Source organism: Pseudomonas sp. PD9R (assembly GCF_019200975.1).
Lineage (GTDB): Bacteria > Pseudomonadota > Gammaproteobacteria > Pseudomonadales > Pseudomonadaceae > Aquipseudomonas.
Genome location: NZ_JAHTMR010000009.1, coordinates 190,463 through 204,124, shown reverse-complemented (window position 1 = coordinate 204,124; position 13,662 = coordinate 190,463). Strand labels below are relative to the sequence as shown.

Sequence of the window (13,662 nt, the reverse complement as noted above, 5' to 3'; positions counted from 1 at the left end):
TAATTCGAAAGCCATAAGGACAGCGCTATCTCTGCAAGCAAAATCAACCGGCGCGTTTCAAGCCATGCGCAAGCCACCAGTGGTGTGCCTGAACGGCCAGTTCATCGACGCTGTGGCTCGATGCATCGAGGGCCAGGGTCAAGGGTTCGCCAACCGGAGATTCAAGGGTCGCGAACTGGCTTTCGATCAACGTCGACGGCATGAAGTGGCCCGGACGATGGGAAACTCGGTCAGCGGCGACTTCCGGAGTCAGTTCCAGGAACACGAAACCCAAACCCGGCAACGCGCTGCGCAGACGTTCGCGGTAGATGTGTTTGAGGGCCGAGCAGGTCAGCACCGGGCGCTGGCCACTTGCATCGATGCGGCGCAACTCATCGCACAGGGTGTCGAGCCACCCGGCACGGTCCTCGTCATTCAGGGGGATACCCGCGCTCATCTTTTCGATATTGGCGGCAGGGTGGAAAGTGTCGCCTTCAATGGCAGTGGCGCCGCTGAGCTCGCACAAAGCTTCGCTGACGCAAGTCTTGCCGCAACCGGCAACGCCCATGATGACCAGGGCGGTGATGGGATGATTCATGTAACACCTCAGCGCGCAGACAGCGCTACCTTTGCCAGTTAGGACATTAGTGTCCTGTCTTACAAATACGTTCCCTTTTGACGAGTGGCTGTTGTTGTCAGGCAAGGCACCGCGACGAGTCATAGCTGGCTATGGCGAGGAGCGGTAACGCAGCATGACAGCAACAGACGCCGTCAAAATGGAACAGTATTTGTAAGACAGGACACTCAACCAAAAGTAGAGTTGCCGACGCCTTCTTGTCATTTTTGTGGGTTGCAGCATGTTCGTTCCCAATGCCAAAAAGCGAGGATCAGGCAAACCCTCGCTCACGCATTTGCAGCTGCATCGAGACAGCGCTACCTTAGTGCCTTGAATTTTGTTTGGCAAGCCGTCGATGAACCCGACCAAGAACGATAAAAATACTCGCACTACTGGCCGCCCTACCCTGAACGAAGTTGCCCGTCTGGCCGGCGTCAGCCCGATCACCGCGTCCCGCGCCTTGCGTGGCGTCAGCACAGTGGCCGCTGAACTGGTGGAAAAAGTCCAGAAAGCCGCGCTTGACCTCAACTACGTGGTCAACCCTGCCGCCCGCGCATTGGCCTCGGCCCAGAGCCATTCGGTGGTGGTTTTAGTGCCGTCACTGTCCAACCTTTTGTTCATCGATACCCTGGAAGCCATTCATCAGGTTCTACGCCCCAAGGGCTTCGAAGTACTGATTGGCAACTTCCACTATTCCCGTGACGAAGAAGAAAACCTGCTACGCAACTACATGGCTTATCAACCGCGCGGTTTGCTGTTGACCGGTTTCGATCGCACCGAAAGTTCGCGGCGGATGATCGAGGCCAGCAACATTCCCTGCGTGTACATGATGGAACTGGACAGTGGCGCCGGGCTCAATTGCGTCGGTTTCTCGCAACTGGCCGCTGGCGAAACGGCCGCGGAACATTTGCTGTCCCGTGGCCGCAAGCGACTGGCCTATATCGGCGCGCAACTCGACCAGCGCACGTTGTTGCGCGGCGAAGGTTTCCGCAAGGCGCTGCAAAAGGCCAGTTTGTATGACCCGGATCTGGAAGTGCTGACCCCACGCGCCTCCTCCGTGGGCCTCGGTGGCGAACTGTTCCTGCAACTGCTCGCCAGTCATCCCGATGTCGATGCGATCTTCTTCGGTAACGACGACCTGGCTCAGGGCGCATTGCTCGAAGCCATGCGCTGCGGGATCAAGATCCCGGAGCAGGTGTCGATTCTCGGCTTCAACGACCTGCCAGCCTCGGCCCACATGGTCCCGCGCCTGAGCAGCATCAACACCCCGCGTGAGGCGATCGGCCGTCGCGCGGCGGAGCAGATGTTGACGCTGATGGCCGGCAACACCGTGGCCAAACCGGTGCAGGACATGGGGTTTGAATTGATGGTGCGCGAAAGCACATAGCTCTGTGTAGGAGCTGCCGCAGGCTGCGATCTTTTGATCTTGTTTGTTAAAGGCAAGATCAAAAGATCGTCAAAACGCGGCCCGAGCCTGCGGCAGTTCCTAGATGAGGTATCCAGGTTGTTTCGTATTTTGAAACACCTTGATCGGGCACCCGTTCAGCGGTGCGTGCAGAATCCAGCCCCGATCGCCCACCTCCAATGAACACCACCATGCGCAAACTGATCATGCTCAGCCCACTGCTGATGCTTTGCCTCGGCCAGACACTTCAGGCATCGCAATCAGAGGGTTGGATTCAATACTTGAGCGACTCTCGCTTCATGCCAGCGGTCAAAAGCTGTCTTGCCGCTCACCCAAGGGGAAATGGGCCGTCAGTTGTGATGAACGTCTGGCATGCGAGCCTTGAAGACGCAGGCGTCATGACAACGGACTTGAGTGGGCGCAGAAACTCATGCATTGCCAGTAAAGACACCGGACTGGTGAGCCGCTCCGAGCTGGTGTTCGATCTGCCGGGGCCGTTGTTTGTTTCCGTAGAGCAGGTGACCTCCGCCCCTAACGGTAAATGCATTGAATCGACGCCAGTGTTCATCGACCAACAACTTCAGGGCTGGGTCCTCAAGCAGCCGATACTCGAGCCGCACATTCCCAGTGCATGTTCGTCCCTTATCTGGAGCGAACTCTTGCTATACCTTCCATAAAACCGCACCGTCCGACCACGCATCGCCCACCCTACGGGATTTCAACTAACCTTGATGGTGTTGCTCATGGCGGCAACCAGGCACATGGTTAAATTCCCGTAGCGCACCAATCCGCTAACGGAGTAGCACAATGGAACATTCACTGAAGATTTTGGGCAAAGCCTCGTCGATCAACGTCCGCAAGGTCTTGTGGACTTGCGAGGAACTGGGCATTGCCTACGAACGTGAGGATTGGGGCAGTGGTTTTGCCTCGACCCACAGTCCCGAATTTCTCAGGTTCAATCCCAACGCACAGGTGCCCGTGATCATCGATGAGGCGGGCGTGTTGTGGGAGTCCAACACCATTTGCCGCTACCTGTGCGGCAAACACCACCATCATCATGCCGACCTGCTGCCCACCGAACCTGCCGCGCGCGCGCGGGTGGAACAGTGGATGGATTGGCAAGCCACCGAGCTCAATCCGTCCTGGAGCTATGCATTCATGGCGTTGGTGCGCAAAGACCCGGAATTCCAGGACGCCCATCGTCTTGCCGTCGGCGTGCGCGGCTGGAACCAGAAAATGGCGATCCTCGAACATCAACTCGCGCACACCAAGGCTTACGTCGCCGGGGCAAGTTTTACGCTGGCCGACGTTGTCATTGGCTTGTCAGTGAACCGCTGGCTGATGACGCCCATCGAGCGCCCGGACTACCCGGCTGTCGACGATTACTTCAAACGCCTGGCGCAACGTCCCGGTTTTCTAAAACATGGCTGTAACGGCCTGCCTTGAGTGGCCGCTATAAATCCCTAAAACGTAACCACTCATTGCAATAACTCGGCAAATCTCGGTACACAACTACCGGGATTCACAATCATTTTTTTCCGATAGCAGGCTAAGCTTCTCCATCAATAAAAACTGGATCAGCCCATGACTGCACATTCCCCCGGCGTTGCTCAAACAGACGACATCGACCCCGTGCGCGCCGCACAGATTTCTGCCCGCATCGATCGCCTCCCCGCCGTCTCGACCATTTGGCGATTGGTGGCCCTGCTGTCGATCGGTGGTTTTTTCGAACTCTATGACCTGTTCCAGACCGCCTACATCAGCCCCGGCCTGATCAGCGACGGCATCTTCGCCACCGGCAATCAGGGCGTGTTCGGTTTCTCCGATCAGGCGGCCTTCGCCTCGGCGACGTTTCTTGGGCTCTTCCTCGGTGCCAGCCTCTTGAGCCCATTGGCTGATCGGTTCGGCCGACGCGCGATATTCACCTTCGCCTTGATCTGGTACACCGTCGCCACGGTGGCCATGGGCGTTCAAAGTTCGGCGTTGGGCATCATCTGCATGCGGTTTCTGGTGGGCATTGGCCTGGGCATCGAGTTGGTGACCATCGACGCGTACCTCTCGGAACTGGTGCCCAAGCGCATGCGCAGTTCGGCGTTTGCCTTCGCTTTTTTCGTGCAGTTTCTGTCCGTACCGGCGGTAGCGCTGATGTCCTGGTGGCTGGTGCCGCAGGCGCCGTTCGGCATTTCCGGCTGGCGTTTTGTGGTGTTGGCGAGCGCGGTGTTTGCGTTGTTTATCTGGTGGCTGCGCTCGCGCCTGCCGGAATCACCGCGCTGGCTGGCCCAGCATGGGCGGTTTGACGAGGCCGACCAGATTCTCGCCCGCATCGAAGCGCGCTGCGTGAAGGATCAACGCAAACCATTGGACGAACCGGAACTGGCGGCAGTGGATATTCAGGGCAAGGGCCGTTTCGCCGATATCTGGCAGCCACCTTATCGTCGTCGGGCCTTGATGCTGATTGTGTTTCACGTGTTCCAGGCCATTGGCTTCTTCGGTTTCGGCAACTGGTTGCCGGCGCTGCTGAACGGCCAAGGCGTCAGCGTGACCCACAGCCTGATGTACGCCTTTGTCATCACCCTCGCCTACCCGCTCGGGCCGTTGCTGTTCGTGAAGTTCGCCAATCGCTTCGAGAACAAGTGGCAGATCGTCGGCTCGGCCCTCGGCGCCATGACCTTCGGAACGTTGTTTGCGTTTCAGACCAGCGCGTTCGGCCTGATCTTTTGCGGGGTGATGATCACCTTCTGCAACGCGTGGCTGAGCTTCAGCTATCACTCTTATCAAAGTGAACTGTTCCCCACCAACATCCGCGCGCGTGCGGTGGGGTTCTGCTATTCGTTCAGTCGTTTGTCGACGGTGTTCAGCAGTTTGCTGATCGGGATTTTTCTCGAACATTTCGGTACGCCCGGCGTGCTGGCGTTCATTGTCAGCAGCATGCTGATCGTGATGCTGACCATCAGTTGGTTCGGCCCACGTACCCGTAACCTGGCACTGGAGAACATTGCCCATCGCTAATGATCCAGCGGTCGAGTCCTGCCGCCCGACGGCAAGGCTTGACCGCAAGCATCACCGCCAAACGCATCGAAATCCACATAACATGTTGTTTCATTAGCAGTTTTTATGTCAGGCACGTTATTTGCTGAAAGCACTGCACCGCAAACCCACAAGGTCTACACATCATGTTGGTCAGTGCAAAACAATCGTTGGTCACCCCACTTCCCAAACGTCCCGGCGACGAGCCGAGCGCCGATGCTGCCGCCGGACTTCAGGGCGGTCTTCAAGCGATCATGGCCCAGGCCCTGCAAAACAATGTGCAGGCGCAAACCACGGCCACCAAGCAGGTGCAGGACTCCGCCACTCAACTCGCCACGCAACAAGTGAGTGAGGCGAGCAAAATCAGCGATAACGTTGATGAAGCGTTCGCCAAAACCCGCGTGACCCTGCAAGCGAGCGACTCGACCGGCACGACTCAGTCCACCGACAGCGCAGCCATGAGCGACTTCAAGGACTACATGAGCAAAACGCCGGAACAGCGTTTGCGCGACAGCATCCTGAAAGAGATGGGGATTACTGAAGAAGACTTGAAAGCCATGCCGCCAGAGAAACAACAAGCGGTTGCTCAAGAAGTTGCCGATCGCATGAAAGACAAAATGCAATTGGCGCAGGCCGACAAAGAAACCAGCAGCAGCGAAAAAGGCAGCACCCAGGTGGTCGACAAGTTCCTCGCTTCGCTGTAACCCTGTAGGAGCTGCCGCAGGCTGCGATTTTTTGACAGTCAAAAGATCGCAGCCTTCGGCAGCTCCTACATGGATTGCTAGTTCAGTTGCAACGTCGAGTTGAACTGGCTGATCGCATCCACCACGTGCCGCGATCCCTGTTGAATCTCCAGAATCACTTCGCCCGCCTCGTTCGCCAGCTCCACGCCGAGCCCGGTTCGGCTCAGGCTCGACTGCATGCTCGACACCGCACTCAACGACAAGTCGTGGTTCTTGCGCACCACATCGACGATCTCCAGCGTCGCCTGACTGGTGCGTGCGGCAAGGCTGCGCACTTCATCGGCCACCACCGCAAACCCTCGCCCATGTTCGCCGGCGCGGGCTGCTTCGATGGCCGCGTTGAGCGCCAGCAGGTTGGTTTGATCAGCAATGCCACGGATGGTCTGCACGATGGTGCCGATGATGTCCGACTGCTTGCTGACCGCATCGATGCTCAACGCTGCCTGGTTCAAGTCTTTGGAAATGTCCTGGATGATCTGCACCGTTTGCTGCACCACCTCCGAACCTTTGCGCGCACAGGCGTCGTTTTGTACCGAGGTGCTGTGGGCCGATTCCGCGGCAGTTTGTAACGTGGTGACCTGATGGGTGATGTCGCTGGCGAACTTCACCACTTTGTACAGCCGGCCCTTGGCGTCGAACAATGGGTTGTAGGATGCTTCGAGAAATATCGTCTGACCTTGCTTGTTCCTGCGCTCGAAACGATGGGAGTGATATTCGCCGCGATTGAGTGAGGCCCAGAAGGCTTTATACGAGGCGGATTCGGCCTCGGCACGGTGACAGAACAAGCTGTGATGCTGCCCCACAACTTCGTTGAGCGAGTACTGGGTGGTTTTCAGGAAGTTTTCGTTTGCCGCAATCACCCGGCCTTCAGGGGTGAACTCGATGACGGCCATAGAGCGCCCGATGGCGGCGAGCATACTTTGGTTTTCGTGCTCCTTATTAACCCTGGCAGTAATGTCCGTAGCCACTTTGATCACGCTTTTGACCTGGCGATCAGGACCGTAGACCGGCATGTAACTGGCTTCGAGCCAGATTTCCTTGCCACTCTTGTTCAAGCGCAAAAAGGTCCCGCTGACCGGCTCGCCACGCCCCAGGTCGCGCCACAATTTGGCGTACGCTTCGCTGCGGTAAAACACCTCTTCGCAGAAAATCCGGTGATGTTTGCCGCGGACTTCTTCGGCGCTGTAACCCATGGTGCTGCAAAAATTTTCATTGGCATCGAGCACAATGCCATCCGGGGTGAACTCAATCATCGCCATCGAACGGCTGACGGCCGCCAACTTGGCGTTAGCCTCGGTCAGCGCACAGCTGTAGCGTTCGATTTCCAGCAGGTCAGCCTTGTGATGTAGGTTGAACATGGTCGTATCACCCTAAGCGCGGTCTTTTGATTTAAGAAAGTTGCTGGTCTTTCAAATCCACCACTACGTTCCACGGAACAGGTACACGCGCCCCTCCACAGGAAGGACTTGTCAGGTGATAAATGATGTTGAATCGGAGGGTCCTGATTGCGACGTCCTCATCAAGACATCCTTCTCTTGATAGCCCGGGACCGGGCCAGCCCTAACGTACTCATAAGCAAAATCCATTTATTAGGTAGCTCCATTCAGCCAGGCATTGGTGACTTGGGTAGCGCACTCTTGCGGCTTGGATATCGTTCACCTGGAGGTAATCGACATGATTTGTTACAAGCCAGCATAGACAGTCATCAGGGCTAAGCAAGGCCACTAGTCGGCCAGTATTCAGGACAAAATCGATTCAGCGACGAATGTCACTGAGGAGCGCGGACAAACATTGGAGTGAAACGAAGACTCACTATCTTGTCGTTGTATTCGCCGAGGCTGCTCATTTCATATATTTCCGTCCATGCTTTGGATTTTTCGGCCTCACCGAAGGGGCAGCATTCACCGCCGTTATCAATTTCCTTTAGTGTGCTCGTCATAATTTTGCCAGCACCGTTTGGGCCATCGAGGCCATAAACAATCGTTCTATATATATTGTTATTATATTTCCAGGAGGAAACCTCGCGAGTCATGTACACAGGCAAGTTGATTGTTCCGCTGGCTAGCACAGGCTGAGCGACCCTTGTACCTAAGTAATTATTGGCTTCCCAAACACAAAAAAAACCAAAATCACAAGTCGTGTGAGGTTCATGGGTGGCGCCCGGGACCTGGAACGTGGTTACAACACCGCTATCGAACTCCACCTGAGTGGAGCTGACCTGTTTTCCACCTGTTGTGCTTTTGAGCAGTTGATCAATCTGCGGTTGAACTATCGCCTTCTCTACGTCACTCAGAGGAGGATTGAACACTGTGTATGTTCTATGGCTTGTTTTACTACTGCCCGCATAAACAAAAAACAACGCGGCAATGCCAACACATGCAATCCCAAAGAAAGTTAGCCATTTGATTTTCATATTGGACTCCGCACTGTAAGTTTTAAAACTTTCAAGTACAGAATCCAAGTATGAGAGTTGGCCGTCTACTGTCAAAACTAACAGCTCCGACAATCGGTCCTTCGCGAACAGGCAAGGCAACGCACAAACTCTTGGCGTCTTACAAACTCGCACTCACTTTATCTGCCACTTCACCAGGCACCCAGCCCTTCCACACTTGCGGTTGATCACGCAAAAAACCTTCGGCGACTTCACGCGGCTTTTGCCGCTTTTCACTCATCTGGGCCAGCGTCTGGTTCAACAGATCAATCGGCAAGTCGACTTTTTCGAAGAACGCCACCAAGTCCGGATACTGCGTCTTGAACGGCGCAGATACGCCGATGGCCAGGCTTGCCGGCATCGAACGGGTGCCTTTGGGATTCGGGTTGTTGGCATCGGCCAGAGTTTTCCAGGCTTGCGCATCGAACGGTGGCTCGTCGAGTTTCACCAGTTTGAAACGGCCCAGCAGTGGCGTCGGAGACCAGTAGTAGAACAGCACCGGCTTGCCACGGCGGATTGACGATGCCACCTCGGCATCCAGCGCCGCGCCGGACCCGGTGCGGAAGTTGACGTAGCTGGCGGTCAGGTCATAAGCCTTGAGTTTCTGACTGTTGACGATCTCCGAGGTCCAGCCGGTGGGGCTATTGAGGAAGCGGCCACGGCTCGGGTCTTCCGGGTCACGGAACACGTCCTTGTAACGTGCGAGGTCGGCGACGGATTTCAGCTCCGGTGCCAAGGCTTTGATGCCACGTTCCGGATCGCCCTTGATCACGTATTCCGGCACCCACCAGCCTTCGGTGGCTCCCTTGACTGTGTCGCCCAGGCCGAACACTTTGCCTTCCGACGCGGCTTTGACCCACGCCGGACTGCGCCCGGCCCACTCTTCGCCGATCACTTGAATGTCATTCTTGGCCAATGCCGCTTCGAGGCTGACGGTGCTGCCCGGTAACGTGTCCGTCGGATAGCCGTAACCTTTCTCGACAATCAAACGCAGGATCTCGGTGATAAGGCTGCCGCTTTCCCACGTGATGTCGCCAAAGTGAATGGGTGCCGTTTTTTCCACTGCCGATGCCTGGTTGGCAATCAGGCTCAACGCCAACAGCGAACTGCCGAGCAAGGTTTTGATTGATCTCATGCGGACCTCTGGTTCAGGAATTGATTGGCACTGTGCCGGGTGCACAGCGCCTGGGAGCGGGTCATGTAAGCGCTGACCGAACGCGGGGAAATACCCAGTTCGGCAGCGATTTGCGGGTAGGTCAGACCATCGACCCGCGACAGCAGAAAGGTCGCCCGAACCTTGCCGGGCAGGCGCGCGAGTGTGCGGTCGAGCCCATCTAAGGCCTGGGTCAGTTGCGCCAGTTCTTCGGGTGAAGGTGTTGACGGTTGATCGGCGTGTCGCAGTTGATCAAGGTGTTGGCGTTCCAGATCGCGGCGACGCCATAGTTGATAGATCAGGCGGCGGGCGATGGTGCTCAACAGGGCGCGAGGCTCGCGGATTAATACCGGCGCTGGCGCTTCGAGCAATTGCACGAAAGCTTCGGCGGCGATGTCTTCGACACTGGAGCTGGCCCCCAGATGCTGGCGCAATTGGGCGCAGAGCCAGGGGTAATGAGCGCGGAATAATCCGCCCACATCATTACGATGGGAAATATCGGTGCCGGACATAGAGGCTCCAAGGTTAGGGGTCGCTGAATGTCCGGAGGTCCGGTAACGCGATCCTAGCAAGGAGGCTTATTCATTAATAATATTTAAAAGTGATTTTTATATTCCATAAATGAATTAACCCTTAACGTCTCCAGTGTTCGTTTTACCGCCAGGATCGAAGCCTTCGGCAGCTCCTACAGGACGTACGCCATCTAATGCAGGCGCCCATACCCCAGAGCTTCAGCCTCCTGCTGATAGTCGAGTACCACCTGATAGTCACTTTCGCCGGCCGCCAACACCTCGTGCAAACCAAGGGCTTCGACCACTTCCGGCAGTTCGCGCAAAGCCTGATTCATCACTTGCCGAAGGTTTTCAGCCTGTTCATCAGTGACCGTGGCGGCGGTAACGAACGGCAAGGTCGGACTCAATGCACTGCGCCCGACAACACGTAAACCACAAACTTCGTTTGCGGCGTGTCGCGCCAGGTAGGCGAAGGTCACGCTGTCGATGGCCGCCAGATCGGAAAGGTCTTCGCGCAACCAGCGCAGGCTTTCACGGTGGCTGCCGCTGATGCCGACCCGGGAAAAAAACTGACCGTCGCGATGCAGCGGCGCAAGTCGATGTCGCAGCAGATTCATGCCGCTGTTGGAATCTTCGCCATTGATCACGCCACGGCTGCCGCGAAAGTCCGGCAGGGTTCGCCGCTGATCATCGGCTCGACTCAACAGCAGGCTGCAATGATTGCCGCCGGTGCTGTCCGGCAGTTCATAACGGGGGCGACCGAGCACCCGGACCTGGCCGCGCAATGCCGTCATCAACGGATAGCCACAGGTTTGGGTCAGCAATAATTGCGGGGACAGCCAAAGATCCATTAGTGATAAACCCTCGGCGCTGCGGCGGGTGGCGCCCAGCCGCTCAAGGATTCGCGTCAGCCAGCGCTCGTTGGCCTGTCGGATCGGTTCTGGAGCGACGTACATCAGTAGTTCGGCGATGTGTGTCATCAATTCTTCCCATACAGCGAAGTGCTCCCTGTGGGAGTGAGCCTGCTCGCGATGGCGGTGTGACAGACAACACAGGTGTTGTATGTGAGGGCCTCATCGCGAGCAGGCTCGCTCCTGAAGCGGGCTTGTATCGTTCATAAAAATCAGTGAAACGGATGCTGCGGACTGTCGATTGCGCTTAGCCCATTTTCACGCCACAACTGACCATACCCCTGCACCAGAAACCCGCCACTGCGCGCCAGCCATTGCTCGCGTCGGGCCCGATAGGCGCGCGGCAAGTCGTACCACGGCAGCCCCGGCAAGTCGTGATGCACCAGATGCAGATTGAGGTTGAGGAATAGCCAGCGCCACGGCCACGCTGCTTCGTTAAGCACGGTGCGTTGCTCCGGTGCTGCGTGGGGTCGATGTTCATAGTAGGAGCGAATCATTGCAATCGACAGCGCCGGAACGCTGATCAGCAACAGGTAATGCCAGACTGGCAACACGCTGTAGCGGGCAATGAACAGCAGCATCACTAAAGTCAGGGCGCCATGGCTAAGCCACATCAACCACGCCTGGCGCTCGCCGTTTGCAAGCCGTTGCAGCTCTTCGCGGGCCAACGCGAGCAAGGCCAGTGGGGCACCGATGGCGAAGCGGCCAAGTACGGTTTTGTTCAACCAGTGCAGGCCCTGTTCGATCAGCGAACTGCGCTGCCAATGCTCGGCGCGCAAGTAGCGGCTTTCCGGATCGCGACCGGGCACGGTCAGGTCTTCATCGCGGTGATGCAGCAAATGGCTGTCGCGATACAGGGTATAGGGATACCAGACGGCGAACGGCGCGTAGCCGAGGATTTTGTTCAGCGCGGGCCAGCGTGTTGGATGGCCGTGAAGCAATTCGTGCTGTACGGAAAGCCAAAGCACCAGCAAAGGGATCAGCAACAACGTGCTCCACCACAGTCCCAAATGATGACTGTTCAGAACAATGCCAAACCAGCCTCCATAAACGCCGATCAGCAGCAGCCAGGTCGGCCATTCGGTACGGGCAGTCAGGCGCTGGCGCAGGGTGTCGATTTCTTCTCGGTGGGCAGAATCGAAGTAATGGGGCATGGCGTTGCTCGGATCGGGGACCAATCCCCTTCTGTGCAACTGCCCTGGTAAATCTTGCAGATTATTTGCTTACTTCAGAAACCACTGTAGGAGCTGCCGCAGGCTGCGATCTTTAGACTTTGTTTTTCAAGATCAAAAGATCGCAGCCTGCCGCAGCTCCTACAGGGCGTTCGGATCAATGGCCGAAAATATCGACTTTCTTGGCCTTCTTGTCCGCGCGCTTTTCAATGGCGGTTTTCGCCGGCTTTTTCTTCGCTGCTTTCTTTGAATCCATACCTTTGGACATAATGCGTACTCCACTCAAACGGGATGTGAGATCAGGTATACACCTATCCTTGCGGGCGTGTTCTTTTATAATCGCCCGCTTCGCACACCGACAGTCCGCTCCCATGTCCAACACGCAATACGCCCTGCTCGACGAGCCATTATGGCCGTTGATGAACAAGTTTTATCGCGCCCACCAATCTTCGATGAAGGCGGTCCGCGAGGCTCATCTGTGGGTCGCCCGGCGCGAAGAAATCATCGGTGCGCTGTGCTTGCGACCAGTGTCGGGTGGGCATTGGCTTACCGGATTGTTTGTCGATCCGGCCTGTCGTAAACAAGGCATCGCCGCCGCGTTGATCGCCGCCGCCGTCGAGAACGTAGAAAGTCCGGTGTGGTTGTTCTGCCATCCGGATTTACGTGGTTTTTATGAGCGTCGCGGCTTTGTTTTCGACCCGCAGATGCCCTACGCGATGGTCGAGCGATTGAGCCGTTACGCGCGCAGCAAACCGATGATTGCCATGGGCTTAGAACCGTTGGTTCGGTCCACCTTCGATAATGTGTGATCGATCAAAACGGGCCGCGTGCTAGCCTCGCTGTCGACTTCGACTTCGTTCAGGACGCCCCATGAAACCTGCTCTTCTGGCTTTGACGCTGACCACCTTGCTCGCCCCTGCTTTAAGTCATGCCGCTGCGCCGACAGTGTCGGCCGAACAATATGCCAACGTACTGGCCGGCAGTTGGCGCGCGCCGGAAAACGTGGCGCGTGATGGTTACCGTCACCCGCAACAAAGCCTGCAGTTCTTTGGTCTTGGGCCGAAGCAAACGGTCATTGAAATCACCCCCGGTAACGGTTGGTACAGCGAATTGCTGGCGCCGTTACTTAAGGACCAGGGCCAGTATGTTGCTGCGGTTCAGGCACCAACAGTCAGCGATTCGGCCCGCAAGAATGAAGAGAAGTTGAAGAACAAATTCGCCGCCGATCCAGCGCAATATGCCAAGGCCCAGCTGCTGGAGTTCGACCCGAAAGCTCCGGCACTCGGCCAACCCGGCTCGGCAGATACCGTGCTGACCTTTCGCAACGTGCACAACTGGGTGCTGGCGGACACCGCGCCGTTGATGTTCCAGGCGTTTTTCAAAGTACTGAAACCGGGCGGCGTGCTCGGCGTAGTGGATCACCGGGCCAAGGATGGGGCGTCACTGGAAGACATCAAGCACAGCGGCTACCTGACCACCGACTACGTAGTGAAACTGGCGACCGATGCGGGGTTCAAGCTTGAGGAGCAGAGCGAAATCAACGCCAATCCGAAGGACACCAAGGATTATCCCGAAGGCGTGTGGACACTGCCGCCAGCGTTGACATTGGGGGACAAGGATCGGGCGAAGTATTTAGCGATTGGGGAGTCGGACCGGATGACGTTGCGGTTCGTCAAACCGGTGAAATAAGAAGGCCAGATCAAAAGATCGCAG

13 protein-coding genes and 2 pseudogenes are annotated in these 13,662 nt (G+C 56.8%); 7 read left to right on the top strand and 8 right to left on the bottom strand.

What is annotated here, in order from left to right; genetic code table 11:
* Positions 1–43: 43 nt before the first annotated feature.
* On the bottom strand, positions 44–577 hold the full coding sequence (locus tag KUF73_RS18790; protein WP_218439551.1) for a gluconokinase: 534 nt from the start codon (positions 575–577) through the stop codon (positions 44–46).
* A 373-nt stretch (positions 578–950) separates the two neighbouring features.
* Here KUF73_RS18790 and KUF73_RS18785 point away from each other — a divergent pair, with 373 nt between their 5' ends.
* The 5 genes from KUF73_RS18785 (at position 951) to KUF73_RS18765 (ending at position 5,731) form a co-directional block, all read left to right on the top strand.
* A complete protein-coding gene (locus KUF73_RS18785; protein WP_218439550.1) occupies positions 951–1,982 on the top strand; it encodes a LacI family DNA-binding transcriptional regulator in 1,032 nt (343 codons plus the stop codon).
* A 209-nt stretch (positions 1,983–2,191) separates the two neighbouring features.
* Positions 2,192–2,677: a hypothetical protein gene (locus KUF73_RS18780; protein ID WP_218439549.1), complete on the top strand. Its 486-nt coding sequence runs from the start codon at positions 2,192–2,194 to the stop codon at positions 2,675–2,677.
* Positions 2,678–2,807: 130 nt separating this feature from the next.
* Positions 2,808–3,446 (top strand): glutathione S-transferase family protein, encoded by a 639-nt coding sequence (locus KUF73_RS18775; protein ID WP_218439548.1) that lies wholly within the window; start codon positions 2,808–2,810, stop codon positions 3,444–3,446.
* 138 nt (positions 3,447–3,584) lie between these two features.
* Complete coding sequence (locus KUF73_RS18770) at positions 3,585–5,009, top strand: MFS transporter (RefSeq protein WP_218439547.1); 1,425 nt, start codon at positions 3,585–3,587, stop codon at positions 5,007–5,009.
* Positions 5,010–5,173: 164 nt separating this feature from the next.
* Complete coding sequence (locus KUF73_RS18765; protein WP_218439546.1) at positions 5,174–5,731, top strand: hypothetical protein; 558 nt, start codon at positions 5,174–5,176, stop codon at positions 5,729–5,731.
* 77 nt (positions 5,732–5,808) lie between these two features.
* Here the strand turns inward: KUF73_RS18765 and KUF73_RS31830 are convergent.
* The 7 genes and pseudogenes from KUF73_RS31830 to KUF73_RS18735 form a co-directional block, all read right to left on the bottom strand.
* Positions 5,809–6,225: pseudogene (locus tag KUF73_RS31830) on the bottom strand (methyl-accepting chemotaxis protein); the annotation flags it as partial.
* A 126-nt stretch (positions 6,226–6,351) separates the two neighbouring features.
* A pseudogene (locus KUF73_RS31825) lies at positions 6,352–7,023 on the bottom strand (PAS domain-containing protein); the annotation flags it as partial.
* 515 nt (positions 7,024–7,538) lie between these two features.
* A complete protein-coding gene (locus tag KUF73_RS18755; RefSeq protein WP_218439544.1) occupies positions 7,539–8,183 on the bottom strand; it encodes a peptidase inhibitor family I36 protein in 645 nt (214 codons plus the stop codon).
* A gap of 139 nt (positions 8,184–8,322) precedes the next feature.
* Complete coding sequence (locus KUF73_RS18750; RefSeq protein WP_218439543.1) at positions 8,323–9,336, bottom strand: ABC transporter substrate-binding protein; 1,014 nt, start codon at positions 9,334–9,336, stop codon at positions 8,323–8,325.
* Positions 9,333–9,866, bottom strand: a complete 534-nt coding sequence (locus KUF73_RS18745; RefSeq protein WP_218439542.1) for a sigma-70 family RNA polymerase sigma factor — start codon at positions 9,864–9,866, stop codon at positions 9,333–9,335. Before KUF73_RS18745 ends, KUF73_RS18750 begins: the two co-directional genes overlap by 4 nt.
* Before the next feature lie 191 nt (positions 9,867–10,057).
* Positions 10,058–10,849: a phosphate/phosphite/phosphonate ABC transporter substrate-binding protein gene (locus KUF73_RS18740; RefSeq protein WP_218439541.1), complete on the bottom strand. Its 792-nt coding sequence runs from the start codon at positions 10,847–10,849 to the stop codon at positions 10,058–10,060.
* Positions 10,850–10,989: 140 nt separating this feature from the next.
* Positions 10,990–11,931: a fatty acid desaturase gene (locus tag KUF73_RS18735; RefSeq protein WP_218439540.1), complete on the bottom strand. Its 942-nt coding sequence runs from the start codon at positions 11,929–11,931 to the stop codon at positions 10,990–10,992.
* Positions 11,932–12,320: 389 nt separating this feature from the next.
* Between KUF73_RS18735 and KUF73_RS18730 the strand changes: the two genes are divergently transcribed.
* Both KUF73_RS18730 and KUF73_RS18725 read left to right on the top strand, forming a co-directional pair.
* Positions 12,321–12,758 (top strand): GNAT family N-acetyltransferase, encoded by a 438-nt coding sequence (locus KUF73_RS18730; RefSeq protein ID WP_218439539.1) that lies wholly within the window; start codon positions 12,321–12,323, stop codon positions 12,756–12,758.
* 61 nt (positions 12,759–12,819) lie between these two features.
* A complete protein-coding gene (locus KUF73_RS18725; protein ID WP_218439538.1) occupies positions 12,820–13,638 on the top strand; it encodes a class I SAM-dependent methyltransferase in 819 nt (272 codons plus the stop codon).
* Positions 13,639–13,662: the final 24 nt, after the last annotated feature.

Excerpts from the sequence above, each read along its gene's own strand:
- KUF73_RS18725 (WP_218439538.1), top strand. The coding sequence starts at position 12,820 with ATGAAACCTGCTCTTCTGGCTTTGACGCTGACCACCTTGCTCGCCCCT.
- KUF73_RS18755 (WP_218439544.1), bottom strand. The coding sequence starts at position 8,183 with ATGAAAATCAAATGGCTAACTTTCTTTGGGATTGCATGTGTTGGCATT.
- KUF73_RS18750 (WP_218439543.1), bottom strand. The coding sequence starts at position 9,336 with ATGAGATCAATCAAAACCTTGCTCGGCAGTTCGCTGTTGGCGTTGAGC.
- KUF73_RS18770 (WP_218439547.1), top strand. The coding sequence starts at position 3,585 with ATGACTGCACATTCCCCCGGCGTTGCTCAAACAGACGACATCGACCCC.
- KUF73_RS18745 (WP_218439542.1), bottom strand. The coding sequence starts at position 9,866 with ATGTCCGGCACCGATATTTCCCATCGTAATGATGTGGGCGGATTATTC.
- KUF73_RS18735 (WP_218439540.1), bottom strand. The coding sequence starts at position 11,931 with ATGCCCCATTACTTCGATTCTGCCCACCGAGAAGAAATCGACACCCTG.
- KUF73_RS18780 (WP_218439549.1), top strand. The coding sequence starts at position 2,192 with ATGCGCAAACTGATCATGCTCAGCCCACTGCTGATGCTTTGCCTCGGC.
- KUF73_RS18785 (WP_218439550.1), top strand. The coding sequence starts at position 951 with ATGAACCCGACCAAGAACGATAAAAATACTCGCACTACTGGCCGCCCT.
- KUF73_RS18790 (WP_218439551.1), bottom strand. The coding sequence starts at position 577 with ATGAATCATCCCATCACCGCCCTGGTCATCATGGGCGTTGCCGGTTGC.
- KUF73_RS18730 (WP_218439539.1), top strand. The coding sequence starts at position 12,321 with ATGTCCAACACGCAATACGCCCTGCTCGACGAGCCATTATGGCCGTTG.
- KUF73_RS18775 (WP_218439548.1), top strand. The coding sequence starts at position 2,808 with ATGGAACATTCACTGAAGATTTTGGGCAAAGCCTCGTCGATCAACGTC.
- KUF73_RS18765 (WP_218439546.1), top strand. The coding sequence starts at position 5,174 with ATGTTGGTCAGTGCAAAACAATCGTTGGTCACCCCACTTCCCAAACGT.